The 19,902-nt window shown below is 45.6% G+C and carries 17 protein-coding genes; 6 read left to right on the top strand and 11 right to left on the bottom strand.

The genetic code is table 11. From position 1 onward, the window contains the following. Positions 1–173: 173 nt before the first annotated feature. The 4 genes from ACPF7I_RS04105 (at position 174) to ACPF7I_RS04090 (ending at position 5,972) form a co-directional block, all read left to right on the top strand. Positions 174–1,940, top strand: coding sequence for a methyl-accepting chemotaxis protein (locus ACPF7I_RS04105; RefSeq protein WP_430744664.1), 1,767 nt, complete (start codon positions 174–176; stop codon positions 1,938–1,940). A gap of 77 nt (positions 1,941–2,017) precedes the next feature. After that, a complete protein-coding gene (locus ACPF7I_RS04100; protein WP_430744666.1) occupies positions 2,018–3,121 on the top strand; it encodes a CdaR family transcriptional regulator in 1,104 nt (367 codons plus the stop codon). Between the two features lie 95 nt (positions 3,122–3,216). Continuing rightward, positions 3,217–4,629 carry a glycolate oxidase subunit GlcD gene (gene glcD / locus ACPF7I_RS04095; RefSeq protein WP_003396845.1) on the top strand — a complete coding sequence of 471 codons (1,413 nt, stop codon included), beginning with the start codon at positions 3,217–3,219 and terminating at the stop codon, positions 4,627–4,629. Then, positions 4,626–5,972, top strand: coding sequence for a (Fe-S)-binding protein (locus tag ACPF7I_RS04090; protein ID WP_430744668.1), 1,347 nt, complete (start codon positions 4,626–4,628; stop codon positions 5,970–5,972). The genes glcD and ACPF7I_RS04090 overlap by 4 nt, the downstream gene beginning before the upstream one ends. 12 nt (positions 5,973–5,984) lie before the next feature. Here ACPF7I_RS04090 and ACPF7I_RS04085 read toward each other — a convergent pair whose 3' ends face one another. From ACPF7I_RS04085 to ACPF7I_RS04065, 5 genes are all read right to left on the bottom strand, one after another. Continuing rightward, complete coding sequence (locus tag ACPF7I_RS04085) at positions 5,985–6,803, bottom strand: DnaD domain-containing protein (RefSeq protein ID WP_430744670.1); 819 nt, start codon at positions 6,801–6,803, stop codon at positions 5,985–5,987. An 85-nt stretch (positions 6,804–6,888) separates the two neighbouring features. Beyond that, positions 6,889–7,392, bottom strand: coding sequence for a ferritin (locus ACPF7I_RS04080; protein WP_430744672.1), 504 nt, complete (start codon positions 7,390–7,392; stop codon positions 6,889–6,891). A gap of 57 nt (positions 7,393–7,449) precedes the next feature. Then, positions 7,450–8,235: a TerC family protein gene (locus tag ACPF7I_RS04075; protein ID WP_430744673.1), complete on the bottom strand. Its 786-nt coding sequence runs from the start codon at positions 8,233–8,235 to the stop codon at positions 7,450–7,452. Positions 8,236–8,485: 250 nt separating this feature from the next. Next, positions 8,486–9,901 (bottom strand): amino acid permease, encoded by a 1,416-nt coding sequence (locus ACPF7I_RS04070; protein WP_430744675.1) that lies wholly within the window; start codon positions 9,899–9,901, stop codon positions 8,486–8,488. 92 nt (positions 9,902–9,993) lie between these two features. Next, positions 9,994–11,247 (bottom strand): ATP-binding protein, encoded by a 1,254-nt coding sequence (locus ACPF7I_RS04065; protein WP_430744677.1) that lies wholly within the window; start codon positions 11,245–11,247, stop codon positions 9,994–9,996. Positions 11,248–11,386: 139 nt separating this feature from the next. Here ACPF7I_RS04065 and ACPF7I_RS04060 point away from each other — a divergent pair, with 139 nt between their 5' ends. Beyond that, complete coding sequence (locus tag ACPF7I_RS04060; protein ID WP_430745979.1) at positions 11,387–12,553, top strand: MFS transporter; 1,167 nt, start codon at positions 11,387–11,389, stop codon at positions 12,551–12,553. A 9-nt stretch (positions 12,554–12,562) separates the two neighbouring features. Here the strand turns inward: ACPF7I_RS04060 and ACPF7I_RS04055 are convergent, their stop codons facing one another. The 6 genes from ACPF7I_RS04055 to ACPF7I_RS04030 all read right to left on the bottom strand — a co-directional run bounded on the left by ACPF7I_RS04055 (position 12,563) and on the right by ACPF7I_RS04030 (position 19,065). Next, positions 12,563–13,561 carry a glycosyltransferase family 2 protein gene (locus tag ACPF7I_RS04055; RefSeq protein WP_430745980.1) on the bottom strand — a complete coding sequence of 333 codons (999 nt, stop codon included), beginning with the start codon at positions 13,559–13,561 and terminating at the stop codon, positions 12,563–12,565. Beyond that, positions 13,558–15,264: a DUF6044 family protein gene (locus ACPF7I_RS04050; RefSeq protein WP_430744678.1), complete on the bottom strand. Its 1,707-nt coding sequence runs from the start codon at positions 15,262–15,264 to the stop codon at positions 13,558–13,560. Before ACPF7I_RS04050 ends, ACPF7I_RS04055 begins: the two co-directional genes overlap by 4 nt. Before the next feature lie 14 nt (positions 15,265–15,278). Further along, positions 15,279–16,019, bottom strand: a complete 741-nt coding sequence (locus ACPF7I_RS04045; RefSeq protein WP_430744679.1) for a HipA family kinase — start codon at positions 16,017–16,019, stop codon at positions 15,279–15,281. After that, positions 16,009–17,076, bottom strand: a complete 1,068-nt coding sequence (locus tag ACPF7I_RS04040) for a glycosyltransferase family 4 protein (RefSeq protein WP_430744680.1) — start codon at positions 17,074–17,076, stop codon at positions 16,009–16,011. Before ACPF7I_RS04040 ends, ACPF7I_RS04045 begins: the two co-directional genes overlap by 11 nt. A 171-nt stretch (positions 17,077–17,247) precedes the next feature. Further along, positions 17,248–18,456, bottom strand: a complete 1,209-nt coding sequence (locus tag ACPF7I_RS04035; protein ID WP_430744682.1) for an MFS transporter — start codon at positions 18,454–18,456, stop codon at positions 17,248–17,250. A gap of 39 nt (positions 18,457–18,495) precedes the next feature. Continuing rightward, positions 18,496–19,065 carry a class I SAM-dependent methyltransferase gene (locus tag ACPF7I_RS04030; RefSeq protein ID WP_430744684.1) on the bottom strand — a complete coding sequence of 190 codons (570 nt, stop codon included), beginning with the start codon at positions 19,063–19,065 and terminating at the stop codon, positions 18,496–18,498. A 183-nt stretch (positions 19,066–19,248) separates the two neighbouring features. Here ACPF7I_RS04030 and ACPF7I_RS04025 point away from each other — a divergent pair, with 183 nt between their 5' ends. Further along, positions 19,249–19,884 carry an FMN-dependent NADH-azoreductase gene (locus ACPF7I_RS04025; protein WP_430744686.1) on the top strand — a complete coding sequence of 212 codons (636 nt, stop codon included), beginning with the start codon at positions 19,249–19,251 and terminating at the stop codon, positions 19,882–19,884. Positions 19,885–19,902 lie beyond the last annotated feature (18 nt).

Genomic DNA, 19,902 nt, shown 5'->3' with positions numbered 1-19,902 from the left:
TTCATTTCCTCCAAAACGTTTCGGATTCCTTGTTGATTTGAATTTTAACCGAACTTGAAACCGATTGCAACAAAAAATTTGTGACAAAATTCGTGGCATTTTGTCCAAAAATGTTCTCCCCTTTCCACGAACTGTCGTGCTATAATGATACAAAAAGTAAAGGAGGCTTCTTGATGAAAGGTCGATGGACGATCCGTTTTCAGAAAAAAACGAAAACGGACAAACCGAAAAACAAAACGACGATCGGGAGAAAGTACGGGATCGTTTTTAGCTTCACGACTGTTTTATTTGTTAGCGTTTTCATTTTCGTTGCCTTGCTTGTTCATAACTTAACGAATGTCGTGAAACAAGTGGAGCAAAAAAGCGACCAAGCTATTTTAATTACCGATCTGAACGCTTTGTTTAAACAAAAATACATTGTCATTACCGACTACATGACAAACCCTCGCCCTGAAACATTATGGAACTATGAAGATTTAACGAAGCAATTTAACGATAAAATGAAACAGCTCGAACCGTATATGCAAACGGAAGAAGCAAAAACGATTTACCAATCGACGATTTCTATCGAAAACCAGCTGAACGAACTGCTTCATAAAACGATTCAACCGACCGTCTTATCGTACCGCGACCGTGGGGAAATTATAGACATTTTTCAAATTATGAGCTTCCAAAATAAAGCGGCGACGATTCGCGATATGAGCATTGAAAAGCTCGACATATTAAAGCAGCTTATTATTCGTGAGCGGCATGACCTCGTTGCTCAAATGAACGATACGATCGCCAAAAATGTGTTGATGATGATTATAACGGTCGTTGTTGCCATCGTATTATCGATCGTTTCCCTTACCGTCGTTAGCCGAAAAATAAGCGAACGATTGAAACGAGTTGTCCATGTTTGCCATGAGCTTGCACGCGGCAATTTGCGCGTTGAGCGTTTGACGGATACGAACAACGATGAAGTCGGACAAATCGCTCATGCGATGAATGAATTAATGGACGGGCTAAAGCAGTCCATCGCCCAAATTCAAGCGGCAGCGAAGTATGTAAACGATATGTCGCAAACGCTGCGATTCAATGCAGAAACGACGACGGAAGCGAACGAACAAATTACGCAAGCGATGTTGCAAGTCGCTTCGGGTGCAGATGAACAAGTAAGCGTATCGAAACAAACGAACGAAGCGGTGCATAACGTATCTAATGCGCTAACGACCGTTATGAGCAAAGTATCTGAAACAGCGAAACGAACAACCGAAGCAACGAAGCGCGTGAATGAAGGAACATCACTAGTAGAGCAAACGGTTGCACAAATGAAAGTTATTCGTGAACAAATTGAACGGCTTGCGACCGTCATCGAATCGTTGAACGATAAATCGAAAGAAATTTATCAAATCGTCGGCTTTATTACAAACATTTCCGATCAAACGAATTTGCTTGCGTTAAACGCCGCGATTGAAGCAGCTCGCGCTGGAGAACATGGGAAAGGATTCGGCGTCGTTGCGGAAGAAGTGCGCAAACTCGCGGAACAAACGGCCCATGCGGCCGGAAATATTCGCGCGCTTGCCGAACAGTCGCAAACGCAAACAGCCCATGCAGTGACAGTGATGAATGAAAGCAGCGAATCGTTCCAATCTGGCCATTCGCTCGTCGAACAAGTCGGAAACATTTTCCGCTCGATTTCGACTCATATGGCGCGCGTCCAAGCTGAAAGCGATGCGGTGCACGATACGATTCGTTCCGTTGAAGAAAAAGTGAAAACGATGACCGCATTCGCCGATCAAATCATTGATATTTCGTCTAAATCCGCCCATAATATTGAACAAGTCGCCGCAACGACAGAAGAACAAAATGCAACGATGCAGGAATTGCTCGCCTCGTCGCAAGAGCTCGCAAGCACAGCAGAACAACTTCGTCAATCGGTCGCACGCTTTCAAATGTAACAAGTAGATAACCGTCCTTTCGCATCATCAAAAGGACGGTTTCTTCATTTATATTCATTCAGAAAGGAAGTGGACGCATGCTTTCCCCTCACCTTGCGAAAAAAATTGTGTCGGACGTCCGCCGCCTCATTCATGAAGATCTCATTATCGTCGACACGCATGGCATCATTATCGCCAGCACCGATCCAACGCGCATCGGACAATTTCATGAAGGCGCGTTTCTCGTTTGCCAAGAGAAGAAAAAGCGAATCATTACAAAGCAAGACGAAGGCGTATTAAAAGGTGTGAAAGCAGGCGTGAACTTGCCAATCTTTTTTCACGGCGACGTCATCGGTGTCATCGGCATTACAGGAGACCCAGCGAACGTATCTCCGTATGGGGAGCTATTAAAAAAAATGACCGAGCTTCTTATTCAAGAAAACTACTATACGGAACAGTTACAACTTGAAGCGCGCGCGCTTGAAACGTTCGTGTTTGAATGGCTGCAAACGCGCGAATGGTCACCGTCTTTTTTCGAACGAGCGCAACTATTTCATATTGACTTAACAGCGAAGCGGCGCGTCATCATCGCTGAACGCACCGGAAAGCAAGCGACGATGACGATTGAATTATGGAAATACATTCAAGAAAGTTGGGAAAACCGAAACGACGTGATCGTTCGTTGGGGGGATGATCGCTTTCTTATTTTGCAAACGAATACAGAAAAAGAACATACTGTTGGACAAATCACTCGCTTGCAGCGAACACTCGCTCAAAAATACAATATGACGTTTCGCTTCGGCTGCGGCAAAATGACCGATGCTCAACATATGCATCGTTCTTATCAACAAGCGGAGCGCGCCCTTCGCGTCGCCAAACGACCGAACGACATCGTGTTTGATGAAGATTTACGGCTAGAGATGTGTTTCGAAGATCTTTCGCCTGCGACAAAACAAGAGCTGATTAAACGAACGATTGAACCGCTCATACACGATGAAGAATTGTTGCATACGCTGCGGACGTTGTTCGCTAACGACTTATCGCTCAAACGAACGGCAGAGGCGCTTCACATTCACATTAATACACTTCATTACCGGCTAAAAAAAATACAAGATTATACGAAACTGAACGTGCGCCATCTCGAACATATCATCACCTTATATTTAGCTATTCGTTTTTTAGATGAAACAACAAAAAAATAGTGTGTAAGCGTTTCATTTTTATATGTTTATACATAGCGGGTTTTCCCGCTTTTTTATATGCTTACAGTACAAACAAAGGAAAGAAGGTGGATGATATGATTACTGAACAAGTGAAACGACAGTTCATTCAAATTGTCGGCGCACAAAACTACGACGATTCGAAAGCCGGACGGCTCGTTTATTCATACGATGCAACCCCAAACTTCCAATCGCTTCCTGACGCAGTTATCGCCCCGCGCAACACAAAAGAAGTGAGCGAAATTGTAAAGATTTGCAATGAGCACCGCATTCCGATCGTGCCGCGCGGCTCGGGGACAAATCTTTGTGCTGGCACATGTCCGACAGAAGGCGGCATCGTCATCATTTTTAAACATATGAATCGCATATTAGAAATTGACGAAGAAAATTTGACGGTGACCGTTCAGCCGGGAGTCATTACGCTCGATCTCATTCAAGCGGTCGAAGCGAAAGGATTGTTTTATCCACCTGATCCAAGCTCGATGAAAATTTCAACGATTGGTGGAAACATTAACGAAAATTCTGGCGGCTTGCGCGGATTAAAATACGGTGTCACACGCGATTACGTCATGGCGCTTGAAGTCGTGCTCGCAAATGGGGACATCATTCGCACGGGAGGAAAACTGGCAAAAGACGTCGCTGGCTACGATTTAACGCGCCTGTTCGTCGGCTCAGAAGGAACGCTCGGCATCGTAACGGAAGCGACGTTAAAACTCATTCCGATGCCGGAGACGAAAAAAACGATGCTCGCGCTATATGAAGATTTAGAGGCGGCAGCACGCTCCGTTTCAGCCATTATCGCCAACAAAATCATCCCGACGACGCTTGAATTTTTAGACCAACCGACGTTACAAGTCGTCGAGTCGTTCGTCAACATCGGCTTGCCGACCGACGTTAAAGCGGTGTTGCTCATCGAACAAGACGGTCCGAAAGAAGTCGTTGAGCGCGACATGGAAGCGATGGCGCGCATTTGCCGCGAACAACACGCCATTTCTGTTCAAGTGGCACAAACAGAAGAAGAAGCGAACAATTTGCGCACAGCGCGTCGCTCAGCGCTATCGGCACTCGCTCGCTTAAAACCGACGACGATTTTAGAAGATGCGACCGTTCCACGCTCACAAATTGCAAATATGGTGAAAGCGATTAACGATATTGCCAAAAAATATAACGTTAACATTTGCACGTTCGGTCACGCAGGCGACGGCAACCTTCATCCGACATGTCCGACCGATGTGCGCGACAAAGACGAACTGCATCGCGTCGAGCAAGCGTTCGAAGACATCTTTGCGAAAGCGATTGAGCTTGGCGGCACGATTACTGGCGAGCATGGCGTGGGTGTCATGAAAGCGCCGTATTTAGAATGGAAGCTCGGTAAAGAAGGAATCGCTGCGATGCAGGCGATTAAACGAGCGCTCGATCCGAACAACATTATGAATCCAGGGAAAGTGTTCGCAAAAAGCACGCGCAAACGGGTGGTGATGACGCGATGAAAAACGAACAGCTCATCCAGCAACAATTTCAAGCGCGCATGAATGAAGACGAGCTATTGAACTGTATGCGCTGCGGCTTTTGTTTGCCGACATGTCCGACGTATATTGAGTCGGGCTTTCAAGAGTCACACTCGCCGCGCGGACGCATTGCGCTCATGAAAGCGGTCGTCGACGGGCTCATTGAACCGGATGAAGACGTCGAACGTTCGCTCCAATTGTGCCTCGGCTGCCGAGCGTGCGAGCCCGTTTGCCCTTCTGGAGTGCGCTACGGCCATTTGCTAGAAGAAGCGCGCGACATTATTGCGCAACATAAACGATATCCGTGGTTCGTTCGCCTCGTTCGCCACGTCGTATTTAAGCAACTATTCCCTCATCCAAAGCGGATGCGAATGGTGACCGCCCTCATCGGCGTGTATCAACGCTCCGGATTGCAGACGCTCGTTCGCAAACTCGGCTTATTGCGCGTGTTGCCAAATCATTTAGCCATGATGGAAAAAGTGTTGCCGAACGTGCCGACGTGGAAACAAATGAACGAACGACCAACGCACATCGAAGCGGAAACGAAACGAAAAAAACGGGTCGCCTTTTTTAGCGGCTGTTTAATGGATACGATGTTTATGGACATGAACGATGCGACGATGAAACTATTGCAGCTTGCCGGCTGCGACATCGTCATTCCACCGACCCAAACGTGTTGCGGTGCACTTCACGGGCATAGCGGCGAAAAAGCGGACGCGAAAACGCTCGCGAAACAAAACATTGAAGCGTTTGAACGGCTCGATGTCGACTATATCGTCACAAACGCTGGCGGGTGCGGGGCATTTTTAATCGAATACGACCATTTATTAAAAGACGATCCGATTTGGGCGGAGCGCGCCAAATCTTTCGTTGCCAAAGTGAAAGATATCTCCGTCATTTTAGTCGAACTCGGCTTTCATCTCGAAGGATGGCGCTTGCCTAAGCAAATCGTGACGTATCAAGATTCATGCCATTTACGCAACGTCATGAAAACAGCAAACGAGCCGCGCCTGTTGCTTCAATCGATTTCTGGCGTCGAGTTTCGCGAAATGAAAGATGCCGATCGGTGCTGCGGTTCAGCAGGCATTTACAACATCATCGAACCAGACATGTCGATGCAAGTGCTTGATTACAAAATGGAACAAGTGAAACAGACGAAATCGACGACAATTGTAACCGCCAACCCGGGCTGCTTGCTGCAAATGAAGCTCGGCATTGAACGAGAAGGACTCACAAACGTGCGCGCCGTTCACCTTGTCGAGCTGCTTTTAGAAGCGGTACAAGCGACAAAAGAAGCAAACAAACCGATGAAACAAACAGGGTAAGGGTATGGACGTTCATGCCCTTCTCCTCTTTTTTAAACGCTTTTCTAATTCAGCACGCTTTTGTTCGAGCTCCGCTTCACTACACACTTTTCGCTCATATCGGGAATAATCGATATGCAGCCACTCTGGAATCATTTCCGTCCGCACCGCTTTCCGCCGTTTCGAGCGCGCGTATCCGTTTTTCTTCCAGTTACGTAACACGCCTTCTGTATATGTCCACGTTCTCACTCCGTTCTGCAAGGCGACGTTCAGCGCTGCAAGCACCCACTCCTCTGACGTTTCATTGATCCATAATGCGATTTTTTCTCCAATATAGCCACTTATCGTCCCAAAACCGTTTTGTTCATAAAATTGTATAATGTTTTGTAATGTATGATCTGTTGTTATATTTGTTTGTCTGTTCATCGTGCTATGTCCGTCTTGGCAAGTGGACATGTGCGAAACGTCATGTTGCAAGCTCGTTTCGTCATGTTGCACGTTCGTGTCATCATTTTGTCGTTTTTCCTCGCCATTCATAACGTTCGCTAGCACATCGTAGTCAATGCGATACCATTTCGTTTTATCAAGCTGTGAGCGATAGCGCGAGACGACAATCCCTTTTTTCTCAAGCCGTACGATCGTGCGCCGAATCGTACTTTCCGACCAAAACGGAAATTGCTTTTTCCACCCTTCGTACGTGTTATATACCCACACATGTCCATCATGCGTATGCGTACTTTTCCCGAGCCAATAATGAAGCTGCTGCAAAAAAATGCTTTCATTCAATCCGAGCTTCACCGCCACCGTCGGCAAAACGAATAACGGCTCATCATCGACTAACCACTTCTTCATCACAATCCCCCCTATATCCATTTATCGCCTCATACACGACATTTGGTTAGGGGGGAATAAAAAAGAGAATGCCTTCGCATTCCCTTTATGCTTCCGGTGTGAATGTTCGCTGGGCGAGTTCGTTGTCGAGCATAAACAACGAATTGCTGTCGCCTTCAATGCGTTTTAGTTTTTGAATAAGCGTATCGAACAGCGACTCTTCTTCTACTTGTTCGTCGATAAACCATTTTAAAAAGTTCATCGTCGCATGTTCGCGCTCGTCTAGCGCTAAGTCGGACAGTTTATAAATGCGGCGCGTCACTTCTTTTTCATGAGCGAGCGCTTTTTCGAAACAATCGCGAACGGACGTAAATTCGTTGTTTGGCGATGGGAACCCTGTCATAATCGCTCGTTCGCCAAGCGCGTTAATAAAGTTGTAAAACTTCATCGCATGGAACCGCTCTTCTTCCGCTTGCACTAAAAAGAAGTTCGCAAAGCCGTCCAATCCTTCCGCCGAGCAATACGCCGCCATCGCCATATACGCATGCGCAGAATAAAACTCAAAGTTCATTTGTTCATTCAGTCCGTTTAACAATTTTTCACTTAACATACATCAACACTCCTCTCTTTCTTTATTATAACAAAAAGAGGAGGAACGTGCCTCCCCTTATTCGTTTTGCGCTTTTTTCAACGTTTGAATCGCTTCTTCTTGTTGTTTCGTCTCTTTTCCGGAGAAAAACCAACCGCCTGCGGCAATCGCTAAAAGGACAATCCAGAAAATCGCTTTCCATAACGCTGAATGCGCGAAATGTTCAGAAACGACGGCTAAGCTCGGATGCGCAAGCGTATAGACTGCTAATTTCACACCGACCCAGCCGACGATTAAAAACGCAGCTGACTCTAGGCTTGGGCGTTTATGCAATAATTTTACGAACGCATTTGCCGCAAAACGCATAATAATGACACCGATCAATCCACCAGCAAAAATAACTAAAAACTTTCCGCCGTCCATTCCTCCGATCGGTGGTAAATTCGTATTTGGCAACGTCATCGCCAAAGCGACCGCCGCTAAAATCGAATCGATTGCAAACGCTAAATCGGCAAGCTCTACTTTCAATACGGTCATCCAAAAGCCAGATTGCTTTTTCCCTTCTTTATGCGAACCGTCTCGATTTTTGTTTATAAAATGATGCACGGCAATAAACATTAAATACAACGCGCCGAGCGCTTGGATTTGCCAAATATTCACTAAATACGAAATGACGAAAAGCGCAGCGAAGCGAAGAATAAACGCTCCGGCAAGCCCGTAAAAGAGCGCCCGTTTTTGTTGTTTTTCCGGCAAATGTTTGACCATCACCGCCATGACGACTGCGTTATCGGCCGCTAAAATGCCCTCCAATCCGATTAAAACGAGAAGCACCCAGCCATACTCTAACAACAATGATACATCCATCAATGATCCCTCCTGTAATATGTAGTTTCCCCCTCATCCATCGGCAAAAATCATGAGAACGCAAAAAAGACCTTTGCCGTACGGCAAAGGTCTCGCTAGACACACGTTGTGCCAACAAAGCCGATGGACGATGTCCATGAACTGACGACTTTGTTTTCAGGCGGACGCCTGAACGCTACTCCCCTTTGTGAAGGAAAACTATGTTATTTGTAATTTCATTATAAGCGTACGAACTTATTTTGTCAACCCGTCAACTTACTTGTTTTTGTTCCGCATGCGCCTCGTTTAGCTTGCTATGCTTGCGACCATACAAGAAGTAAATGACGAGACCGATCGCGAGCCAACCGCCAAAGCTAAGCCATGTCGTCGCAGGAAGCTGAAGCGCCAAATACGTACAAAACGCTACGGCAAGAAGCGGAATGACCGGCACAAACGGCACCATAAAGCTTCGTTTTAAATTCGGTTCCGTTTTTCGCAACACTAAAATACCGATCGCAACGGTCGTAAATGCAAACAACGTTCCGATATTCGTCAAATGCGCCAATTTATTTAACGGAATGACGCCAGCAAAAATGGAAACGGCAATGCCTGTTACCCATGAGTTCACAAGCGGCACTTGCTTTCGCTCGCTCACTTTCGCAAATAACGATGGAAGCAAGCCATCGCGGCTAATCGCATAAAAGAGGCGCGTTTGCGCATAAAGCATCACGAGAAGCACCGTTGTAATTCCTGTAATCGCCCCAAGCGAAATAAATCCAGCAACCCAATCTTGGTGAATGTAATTTAACGCGAAAGCAACTGGATTTTTTACACCTAATTGATCGTACGGCACAATTCCCGTTAAAATGAGCGACACCGCAATATATAACAACGTACAAACGGCAAGCGAAGCGATAATACCGATCGGCATGTTGCGCTGTGGATTGCGCACTTCCTCTGCCGCTGTCGATACCGCATCAAACCCTAAATATGCAAAAAACACCGTCGCAGCTCCTGCCGCAACACCAGAAAAGCCAAATGGCATAAACGGCGTCCAGTTTTCTGGCTTTACATACCAAACCCCAACGGCGATAAACAATAAAATGACGGCTACTTTAATGACGACCATCACCGCATTAAAACGCGCTGATTTTCTCACCCCTTGCGTCAATAAAAACGTAATAAGTAAAACAATCACAATCGCTGGCACATCAATAAACGTCCCTTTGGACGGATCGTATGCGCTTGTGAGGGCATGCGGAAGCTCAATGCCAAAACCGGCAAGCAACCCTTGAAAATAGCCCGACCATCCGGCCGCTACCGCCGATGCAGCCACACCGTATTCTAAAATTAAATCCCAGCCGAGCATCCATGCGATGATCTCGCCAAACGTCGCATAGCTATACGTATACGCGCTTCCCGATACGGGCACGCTCGAAGCAAATTCCGCATAACAAAGCGCCGCAAATACGCACGCTAATCCAGATAAAATAAACGAAAGAACAAGCGCTGGTCCTGCATGCTCAGCTGCGGCCACCCCTGTCAAAACGAAAATGCCCGTCCCGATAATCGCCCCGATGCCAAGCATCGTTAAATCAAAAGCGCCTAATTCTTTTTTTAGCGCCGCGCCGCTTTTTCCTGACTCGCTTATAAGCAAATCAATCGACTTTTTCCGAAACAAACTCATCGTTGTAAACTCTCCTTACTTGTTATGTTCATTTTATACTTTAACGCCCAAAATCGTTAAAGACAATACTTTTTCGCTATTTCGAAATATTTTTATTTTTTCAACAAAGGGAATGTGACTTTCATCGTCGTCCCGCGCCCTTTTTCGCTTTCCATCGTCCACGTGCCGTCCATCATTTCAATGATGCGAATCGACACCATCGCCCCGAGCCCTGTCCCTTTTTGTTTCGTGCTGAAATACGGTTCGCCATATCGCGCCAGCTGCTCTTTCGTCATTCCTTTTCCTTCATCGCGCACGGCGATCGTGACCGTTTTTTCAGCGGCATATACAACGACGTACACCGCCCCGTCGCCTTCTATCGCTTCAATTCCATTTTTTATTATATTTAAAAAGCATTGCCGAAAATATTGTCCGTTTCCTTTGATCGTTGCGGGCATGAGTGTTGGGACGATTTTCACCCCATGAATGTTCGCAAACGGACGCAACATGTCGATCACTTTTTGTAGTTCATGATGCACATGAAGCGGCTCTATTTTTTCTGGAAACGGCTTTGCAAACGTTAAATAATCGTCAATAATGGCACACGCGCGGTCTAATTCTTCAAGGGCGATATTCATATATTGCTCTTTCTTTTCCTCCGATATGTCTTTTCCTCCCATGAGCTGCATAAATCCTTTCACAACGGTAAGGGGATTGCGAATTTCATGGGAAATGCTTGCGGCAAGCTGGCTAACGACTTCCATTTTCTCCAACTTGATCGCTTTCGAACGAATAAGCAACGCTTCACGCAACGTTTCAACGATGAGCACAACGAACGATACGGCAAAGGGAGGAACAAGGATAAAGTGAATGACGTACGACTCTGTCACTTGAAAATCAGAAATGACGATCGCCAAAATCGTAGCAACAATCGCTAATATAAACGTCATTACCGCCGAAGCGAATAATCGTTGTTTTCTCGTCAACCGTTGGAAAATAGGAGAAAACAAACTGCCGAAAACGAACATCATGACATAAACAGCGACTGTAATGAATTGATAGCCGTACATCGCCCAGCGCGCGAGCAGCAAAATAAGCAAGAGGGGAAAACTGACCATCCATCCACCGTAAAACGTGCCAATTAAAAACGGAACTTGCCGCAAATCGTGCACGCAATCAGGGGCGATGTAAATCGGATATTTCATGCATAAAATAAGCGGCACGCTTAAGCACACAACAAACAACAAACGTTGATACACTTTTTTGCGCTGAAAAAATCGAACGTAATCGTATAAGAAGTAAAAGAAAAAAATGCTCACTAAAATGTAAAATAAATTGTTTAACACGTGCTGGTTGATATATGTCATTTTTCTCAACTCTCCCACATCGTTCATACACGTTCAGTTTCGCTAAAATTTTTTCTGTTGTCAACGCAGCGACATCTTTGAAAAATTGCATCGTTTCCATTATGATAAAAATGCAAACTACATAGTGGAGATGGTGATGATGAACGAACGGCGTTACTTGCCGCTTTTATTTGTTGTGATGTTTTTCGTCATGGTCGGGTTTGGCATTATTATTCCCGTTCTTCCGTTTTTCGCTGAAAACATCGGCGCGACTCCAACAGAGCTCGGTTGGCTCATGGCCGTGTATTCTTTTATGCAATTTTTATTCGCACCGATGTGGGGAAACTTATCTGACCGATACGGGCGAAAACCGATGATACTTATCGGTATTTCTGGATTGGCGCTGTCGTTTTTCTTATTCGCCGTGGCGACAACGTTGTGGATGTTGTTTGCGGCTCGCATCATTGGCGGCTTTTTATCTGCTGCGACGATGCCGACAGCGATGGCGTACGTCGCCGATGTCACGACAGAAGAAAACCGCGGGAAAGGAATGGGTATCATCGGAGCGGCTGTCGGACTCGGATTTATTTTCGGACCAGCGATCGGCGGCATCTTTTCCGCTACAAGCTTAACGGTCCCGTTTTGGATCGCTGGTTGTTTAGCGCTTATGACTGCCGTGTTCGTCTTCTTTTTTTTACATGAGTCGCTTCCGAAAGAAAAACGTTCGATTGGACAAGCGAAACGTCCGTCGCTTTCCGCCGCCCTTCAAGGACCTTTGGCGCGCTTGTATATGTTGCAGCTGATCGTCACATTTTCCCTCGCTGGACTTGAAGCGACGTTCGCTTATTTTGCCGCAAAACGTGCAGGTCTTACATCAAAAGAGCTCGGCTACATTTTCATGATCATGGGGCTTGCTGGCGCGATCGTTCAAGGAGGACTGCTTGGAAAACTGATCGCATCGTTCGGTGAAAGAACGGTCATTCGCGGCGGTTTATTTTTATCAGCGCTCGGTTTTTTTCTTATTTTGTTCATCCATCATTTTTGGACAGCGGCGCTTTACTTAACGATTTTCGGCATCGGTAACGGCGTCATTCGCCCATGTGTATCGTCCTTGCTTACGAAATATACAACGGGCGGACAAGGAAGCGCGACAGGTGTGTTATCATCGTTCGATTCGCTCGGGCGCATCGGCGGACCGGCAATCGCAGGTTGGCTATTTACGTTAAAACCGAGTTTGCCGTATGTGGCAGGCATCGTGCTGACGTTCGTTTCGTTCGCTCTATTTCAGTCGTTCCAGCGAACAATGATGCAAAAAGGCTCCGTCTAGTTCGGAGCCTTAGCTTATGCCTTCTTTGTCAACTTGTTCCCCATCGTGTCGTGCAATGATCGGCCAATTGAACAAATCGATATCGACGATGTAGCGCGGTCGTTGTTTCGTTTCTTTATATACTTTTCCGATGTATTCGCCAACTAAGCCAATCGCGATCAACTGCAGCCCGCCAACGAGCCAAATGGACATGATGAGCGACGTCCAACCCGTTTCTGTATGTCCTGTTATTTTTAAAAAAAGCACGTATAGCGCAAACAAGACGCTGACAAAAAATGAACAAAAACCGAGAAGGGAAACGAACCGAATCGGCATCATGCTAAATGACGTAAGTCCATCGAATGCAAAGCGCATCATTTTCATAAGCGGATATTTCGTCACGCCCGCTTTTCGCTCTTTTCGGTCATAATATACGATCGTAGAAGGGAAGCCAAGGAGCGGGACAACTCCGCGCAAAAACATGTTTACTTCGCGAAATTGCGCTAGCGCTTCCACCGCGCGCCGGCTCATAAGACGATAGTCTGCATGATTGTAAATGAGCTTCACCCCGATGCGATTCATCATGCGGTAAAATGTTTCCGCCGTCCACCGCTTCATATATGAATCAACGTCGCGCTTTCTTCTCACTCCATAAACGATATCGTATCCGTCATGAAATTTTTGTACAAACTCGCGCACGACATATATATCATCTTGCAAATCGGCATCCATCGTTACGATGCAATGCGCCGCTCCTTTGACGGCAAACATGCCTGCTAAAAGGGCGTTTTGATGCCCCGCATTGCCCGCGAGCTTCACCCCTTTCACTTCCTCATGTCGCAAACATGCTTTATAAATGATCGTCCACGTTTGATCGCGGCTTCCGTCATCGACAAATACAATTTTGCTTTCTTTGGAAATAAGTTGTTCATTTACGAGCTGCTGCCTTAGCGAAAGCAGTTGTTCAATCGTTTCTGGCAATATGTCTTGCTCGTTATAACAAGGTACAACGATCGCTAAAACGGTCATGTCGTTTTCTCCCTTTCCACTTCGTATAAGTAAATGTTCCATGCGGATTCATCGTGTTCAAACGTGCGCAATAGCTTTAAGTTGTTTTCCTTCGCGTTGTCAATCGGCAAGGCGGAAAACACGTATCGTCCGCCCATGTCGTACAATACGTCCGTATGAAGCTTCACATGGCGTATGCGCTTGTTCGATTGCTTCGTAAACATGTAATGCTTTCCTAGCTCATCGACAAATACGTAACAGCGACCGCCCCATTCATCGAAATATTGTTTTAGTTTTTTATTTTTCGCAAGCTCACTCGCAATGATTTGCCGAAACTGATGCTTGTACGACAGCGGATAAAAATTGTTGTACGTATCGAGCGTATAAAAGCCGTTATATTGCGCGATCGCCGGATGCATGCCGATGCTGACGACGCGATATGTATGAAGCGGCTTGCCGATGTATCGCTTCACTTGTTCAAACTGCTTTTCGGCATAAAACGCGCGAAACGTTGGCTTGTCGCGATAGACGATTTGTTCATGAAACAACATCGCCACAACGAGTTGAGAGGCAATCGCAAACGAGACGATGCTTCGATCCCACGCACGCCATATAATGCGAAGCGACAATGCAAACAGCACGTAAATGACCATCGGCCGCAAAAAATGATAGCGCGCAAAATTAAACCGATCTAAAAACGGAAATGCTTCTGTTGCAGGAAGCCATCCTTTATAAAACCAAAACGCATACCAAAGCGATAGCGCAAAATTCAGCACATGAAGTTGCCAAAATAGCCGTTCGTTTCGCCACCTTTTTTTTCTCCATACGATATATAATGCGATGAACGTGATCGGTAAAATAATGAGCGTATGAATCGTCATGACATGCGTATGACCGAACATATAGTTTTTGAGCGTCAGGCGAAGCGATCGCCATAACGGTAAGCGAGCATGCACATATTCATCGCGGCTCGTCGGCTCTGTCGCAAATAAAAATGAATGAACGAGCCGATATTCAATCGCTAAATAAAGAACGGTCATATATATGAGCGCCAACAAAAGGGGTACGTTCGGACGGCGCCGCCACGCATCGAACGCCCAAAATATAAACATGGCGCTTAAAAAAAAGAAAAAGCCGAGCACAAAGCTAGAGTAGAACGGCAACAACGTCAGCACGACGTAATTTTTCAACGAGCGATCGCCGGCGCGAATGTTTAACAGCGCCCATAACGCCAGCGGCATACCGAGCGTGCTAAGCATGCCTGACGGCCAAAACGGCGTAAGGGCGAACGCAAGCGCGACCCCGACGCGAATCCACTCCGCTGTTTTTTCTTTTATGACGTGCGTTTTCAACAATGCATACATGCCGATAAATGCAAAGACGCGCGTCATCAGCTGGCTCAGTCCGTATGCATAGACGGGCGGAAAAAGGGCGTGAAGCCAGACAATGCCGCTAAATTCCGTTCCGTATGCGTTGCGCGGCAAGCCGCCGATAATTTGCGGAATTGTCGCATGAACGGAGCCGAACAGCTCACCGCTTCGTACGAGCACGCGATACCAAGCGATGTTTGAATCTAAATTGTCGTGCACGCGCATGTGCGCATCTTCCCCAAGTAAAAAATACGGCAAGGCATGTAAACAAACGATGATGATGCCACATGTGAACAGTCTCATAACGCCCCTCCATTCCCCATTATTTTTTAACAACAAATGAAAAATATGCATAAGAAAAGCCTAAGCTATACAAGCTCAGGCCAAAGTTGTTTACAAAATTTGCGAATGAGACGAGGAACGAGATGGTCGCGCCGATAAACGAGCGTATGAACGAGCTGCTTTCTTTCTTCTTCCGTAATGTCCCAATCTTCTGGCATATGTTTCGTCATTTCTTCTATTAAAAGCGTCGGCATCGTTTGTATGATGGCGATTGCTTGTTCGAACTGTTCTACCGTCGTAAACGACGCCATCATGCGATGTGTTTTGCTGTCTATAAGCGTTTGCGGCAACTGTTTTAATTGTTCAACCGTCCACGCCGAACAACCACATATGTCGGCATGATCGATGATCCATAACGTTTGCCTCTCCTCTCGTTGCTCGATGATAACATTTTTTCTCGTCCGATCGCGATTGTACAACCAATAGTCGAAAACGATGACGCTCGCCAATTGCCATCCATTTTCAACATGTTCGATCGTCGTTTCGTGGGCGTTTTTCCCTTCGATATACGCGCTCGCAAATTGCGTTTTTGTTTTTATAACGGTCGTATCGTCTGGAATAGGCAAAAGCGTATGAGGCAAAGAAACGAGACGGGCGTGTGGGATTGGAAGGTTCATATATTTTGCGATTTGATAAGCGAGCCATTCGTTTATGAGCGCCTTCGGTTTTTTCGCATCATAACATTTCACGACATACCGTTTGCCATCGTCAAAAGTGACAAGATGGGAATTATGTTTATGTTGCGCAAATGTCCGTTCATACTTCATGTATATCCCCCACGATGTTGTGTAATAAGTCGACATACGTTTGGGCGCAACGTTCGATCGTAAATCGGTTGAGCACATGCGCTCGCCCAGCTTCGCTCATATGAGCATATTGTTGTTTGTCGTCTAAAATCTCAGCGATCGCACGAACCGCACCGCGCGTATGATGTTCACGAAATAAATATCCTGTTTTTCCGTGAACGATAATTTCCGGCATGGCCGATACACGCGGGGCAACGACAGGCACGCCGCACGCCATCGCTTCAATAAATGTATTTCCGAACGATTCGACTTTCGTTGTCGCTAGTAAGCATCCCCCTGATTGACGAATGCGGGCGTATATGTGAGGCATTTGTTGATACGGAACGACAGGAAACCATTTGACGAACAGATCGAGCTTTTTTTCTTTCCATTCCGTTTCAAACGTTTGTTTATCGACGCTATGCGCCCCACCGATAACCCAACATTCGATATCATCCCGCTCTTTTTGTAATAGCGAAACGATGCGCAAAAACGCCCGCCAATTTTTCCTTCCATCTAACCGTCCGACATAAGCAATAATTTTTTTGTTCGGTACATCATCGCATACAGATGGTCGAAAAAAAGACGCATCTAATCCGTTATAAATGACGGTAATCGGCGCTTGATCGTTAACGAGGACGGAAAGAAGTCGTTTTTGGTAATAAGACGGAACGATAAACTGACGTGGGGAAATCGTCTCAACCCCTTGCAAGTTCCGCTTTAACTTCAACAACTCCGGCGTGCGCGCCTCAACAATAACCGGACCTGCATAACTAACGTCGTTCAACCAATCGTACGCTTGGCTCGTATCGACAACGATAATTGCATCATACCCTTTTTGTAAAATAGCATGAGCATCCCGCTTCTTTTTCGCTACATACACGTTTGCGACATCTTCCATCATATGCATGCCACCCAAATCTTTCGTATATAAAAAATCGGTCGTAATGCCATGCTTTTTAAAATATAGCGCCCGATTGCGCCATCCGGCATTCACCCCACCAACCGTCAACAACCGCCAAATGACTAAAATGTTCACTCCTCAACCCCCTTCACATTTGCTCTTTTATTAATGTATGTGTCAATGGCTTGTCGCTTGTTTAAATAAAAAAGGGCTTCATGATGAAAAACCCCTTTTGCGATTCGTACCTATTTTTTATTTGTTCGAACCGATCGTTTTCATTTACAAGAAAAACTAGGGACGTGTTCCCTAGTTTTTCGTTTTTGTATATACCCGCCATCCAGCAAGTACCGGCAATATCGCTGTCAACCCAATTGCCCAACGGAATCCGAGCCAGTCGGCAATGATCCCTGCCATCGCCGCACCGATCGCATAGCCGCTATCGCGCCAAAATCGATATACTCCCATCGCAGAAGCGCGCCAGTATATCGCTGTCACATCGCTAATTGCCGCTTGCAACGTCGGATATACGATCGCTGTTCCGAGCCCTAACAATATCGCGCCAACCATCCATAACACGACATCGTCCACGATAAGCATCAACCACATGGCCAACGCCTGTAACCACATGCCGTATGCAATCATCTTTTTTCTGTCGACTCGATCGCTAATGGCACCTGTGAAAAGCTGACATATCCCCCATGAAGCAGGGTAAATCGCAACGATCATCCCTGTTTGTGAGACGGATAGCCCGAGGGAAGTGAAATATAAAGGGAATAATCCCCATGCCACACCATCTTTCAAATTTGTTACAAGTCCTGCCAAACTAAAACTAGATAACGTTTTATTTTTCCATGTCGTCTGTTGAAATACATCTTTTGCGGATAACGTTTCTGCTCGCTCCTTTTTTCTTCGTTCCATATGCAGTTGAACATGATGTTTCGTATCTTTAACGACGATGGATAAGGCTATTCCAGTAAGTGCAACCACAATACCAATGTAAAACAATTCAAGATCAAGTGAAAATGTCGAAGCGAGATAACCCGATAGCGCCGCCATCATCGCGACACCAAAATAACCAGCAAACTCATTTAAACCAACCGCTGTACCTCGTTCCGTTGGCTTGGCGATGTCAATTTTCATATTGACAGTCATCGACCACGTCAATGCTTGGTTAATTCCAAGCAGCACGTTCGCAAACACAACAACCGACCATTCGTCTGCAGTAAGCATACATATTGGAACGAATAACCCAATTACCCATCCTGCTAGCAATATGTTTTTTCTACCAAACCGATCAGCAAGCTGACCAGCAAAATAGTTTACAACCGCTTTGGACAAGCCGAAGCTAATGATAAACGAGATAGCCGCTCCCATCGATGTAAGCCCAAACTGCTTTTCACCAATCATCGGCAAAATCGTTCGTTCTAAACCGACCATCGCCCCAACAAACACGTTAATGACGACTAATAATAAAAATGAAACGGTATTTTCCTTTATTCCTAAACGTACCACCATCTTACTCACCTTCCTTAAAAACAAACAACATGGCCATCATTAATGACCATGTTTAACAATCACACCATATACGCTCGGATGGAAATGAACGAGCTCCACATGTGTAAAATGTGCTTTCGCCTCGTCCATGAGCTGATGCGATGGAATGCGTTCGTGAAGCGGCGGACCCATTTCACTTTCTACTGCCTCCCATTCAATGAATAGAAACGCACCGTTCGGCTTTATGATGCGAGCAATTTCTGCAAAAACAGCTTCTCGATCGTCCACTTCATGCAAAACAAACGCCATTAGTCCCTTTTCGACAGATTGCGGTGAAATCGTTGTTTTCGCCACATCGCTTAGGATGTAAGAAATGTTTTCTACTCCTTCTTTTTCTGCATGTTGCTGGAGTAAATCGAGCATTTCTTGTTGTACATCAACCGCATATACTGTTTTTGCCACTTTCGCCATCGGGACAGTGAAATAGCCATTCCCCGCCCCTAAATCGGCGACAATATCATGCTCGCTCACGTTCAGCAATGAAATTACTTTTTCTGGAGCAATGAGCTTTCTCCTTTTCGGATTTAACAACTTCTCTGCTTTCGAGTGATGAAATACATGCCCTGTCATGAATCATCCGTCCTTTTCTTTTTTATACCCACATCCGTATTTTACCCTTTTTTTCGATGTTTGTCATCTAATCAGCAATCTTTTTACTTTACAAAAGTAAGTAACAAACTATATTATAGTTATAGCTTTTTATACCAAAGCAAAATATAAGTAAGTATCAACTTGTATCAAGGAGGAACCGTTATGGCAAAAGTATTGTATATTACCGCAAATCCAAAACAAGAACATGAATCGTTTAGCTTGTCAGTCGGTCGCGCGTTTGTCAATACCTACAAACAACATCATCCCGAAGATGAAATCGTTGAATTGCACGTATATGACATGGACATCCCTTATATTGATGGAGATGTGTTTAACGGTTGGGGCAAACTTCAACAAGGACAAGCATTTGACCAATTAAACAGAGATGAGCAAGCAAAAATCGCACGTATCAACGAACTATGCGACCAATTTATTGAAGCTGACAAATATGTATTCGTCACACCGATGTGGAACTTTAGCTTCCCTCCAAAATTGAAGGCATATATCGATACGCTTTGTATCGCCGGAAAAACGTTTAAATATACAGAAGAAGGGTCTGTTGGGCTACTAAAAGGGAAAAAAGCGCTCCACATTCAAGCGCGAGGAGGTATATATTCTGAAGGTCCGGCGAAAGAAATGGAGTTTGGTGACCGCTATTTAAGAGCTGTTCTCGCTTTTATCGGCATAACAGACGTTCAAACGATTGCGGTCGAAGGTATGAACGCTTTTCCAAACGAAGCAGAAAGCATTAAGCAACAGGCGATCGAACGAGCAAAAGAAGCAGCGAAACAGTTTTAACAACAAACAAAAAAGTCA

Origin of the sequence: Anoxybacillus dikiliensis (assembly GCF_050613275.1) — a bacterium.
Classification (GTDB): Bacteria; Bacillota; Bacilli; order Bacillales; family Anoxybacillaceae; genus Anoxybacillus.
This window is presented reverse-complemented; position numbering and strand designations above follow the sequence as displayed.

Excerpts from the sequence above, each read along its gene's own strand:
- ACPF7I_RS04100 (WP_430744666.1), top strand. The coding sequence starts at position 2,018 with ATGCTTTCCCCTCACCTTGCGAAAAAAATTGTGTCGGACGTCCGCCGC.
- glcD (WP_003396845.1), top strand. The coding sequence starts at position 3,217 with ATGATTACTGAACAAGTGAAACGACAGTTCATTCAAATTGTCGGCGCA.
- ACPF7I_RS04085 (WP_430744670.1), bottom strand. The coding sequence starts at position 6,803 with ATGAAGAAGTGGTTAGTCGATGATGAGCCGTTATTCGTTTTGCCGACG.
- ACPF7I_RS04030 (WP_430744684.1), bottom strand. The coding sequence starts at position 19,065 with ATGACAGGGCATGTATTTCATCACTCGAAAGCAGAGAAGTTGTTAAAT.
- ACPF7I_RS04075 (WP_430744673.1), bottom strand. The coding sequence starts at position 8,235 with ATGGATGTATCATTGTTGTTAGAGTATGGCTGGGTGCTTCTCGTTTTA.
- ACPF7I_RS04070 (WP_430744675.1), bottom strand. The coding sequence starts at position 9,901 with ATGAGTTTGTTTCGGAAAAAGTCGATTGATTTGCTTATAAGCGAGTCA.
- ACPF7I_RS04055 (WP_430745980.1), bottom strand. The coding sequence starts at position 13,561 with ATGACCGTTTTAGCGATCGTTGTACCTTGTTATAACGAGCAAGACATA.
- ACPF7I_RS04065 (WP_430744677.1), bottom strand. The coding sequence starts at position 11,247 with ATGACATATATCAACCAGCACGTGTTAAACAATTTATTTTACATTTTA.
- ACPF7I_RS04045 (WP_430744679.1), bottom strand. The coding sequence starts at position 16,019 with ATGAAGTATGAACGGACATTTGCGCAACATAAACATAATTCCCATCTT.
- ACPF7I_RS04050 (WP_430744678.1), bottom strand. The coding sequence starts at position 15,264 with ATGCATATTTTTCATTTGTTGTTAAAAAATAATGGGGAATGGAGGGGC.
- ACPF7I_RS04105 (WP_430744664.1), top strand. The coding sequence starts at position 174 with ATGAAAGGTCGATGGACGATCCGTTTTCAGAAAAAAACGAAAACGGAC.
- ACPF7I_RS04080 (WP_430744672.1), bottom strand. The coding sequence starts at position 7,392 with ATGTTAAGTGAAAAATTGTTAAACGGACTGAATGAACAAATGAACTTT.
- ACPF7I_RS04025 (WP_430744686.1), top strand. The coding sequence starts at position 19,249 with ATGGCAAAAGTATTGTATATTACCGCAAATCCAAAACAAGAACATGAA.
- ACPF7I_RS04090 (WP_430744668.1), top strand. The coding sequence starts at position 4,626 with ATGAAAAACGAACAGCTCATCCAGCAACAATTTCAAGCGCGCATGAAT.
- ACPF7I_RS04035 (WP_430744682.1), bottom strand. The coding sequence starts at position 18,456 with ATGGTGGTACGTTTAGGAATAAAGGAAAATACCGTTTCATTTTTATTA.
- ACPF7I_RS04060 (WP_430745979.1), top strand. The coding sequence starts at position 11,387 with ATGAACGAACGGCGTTACTTGCCGCTTTTATTTGTTGTGATGTTTTTC.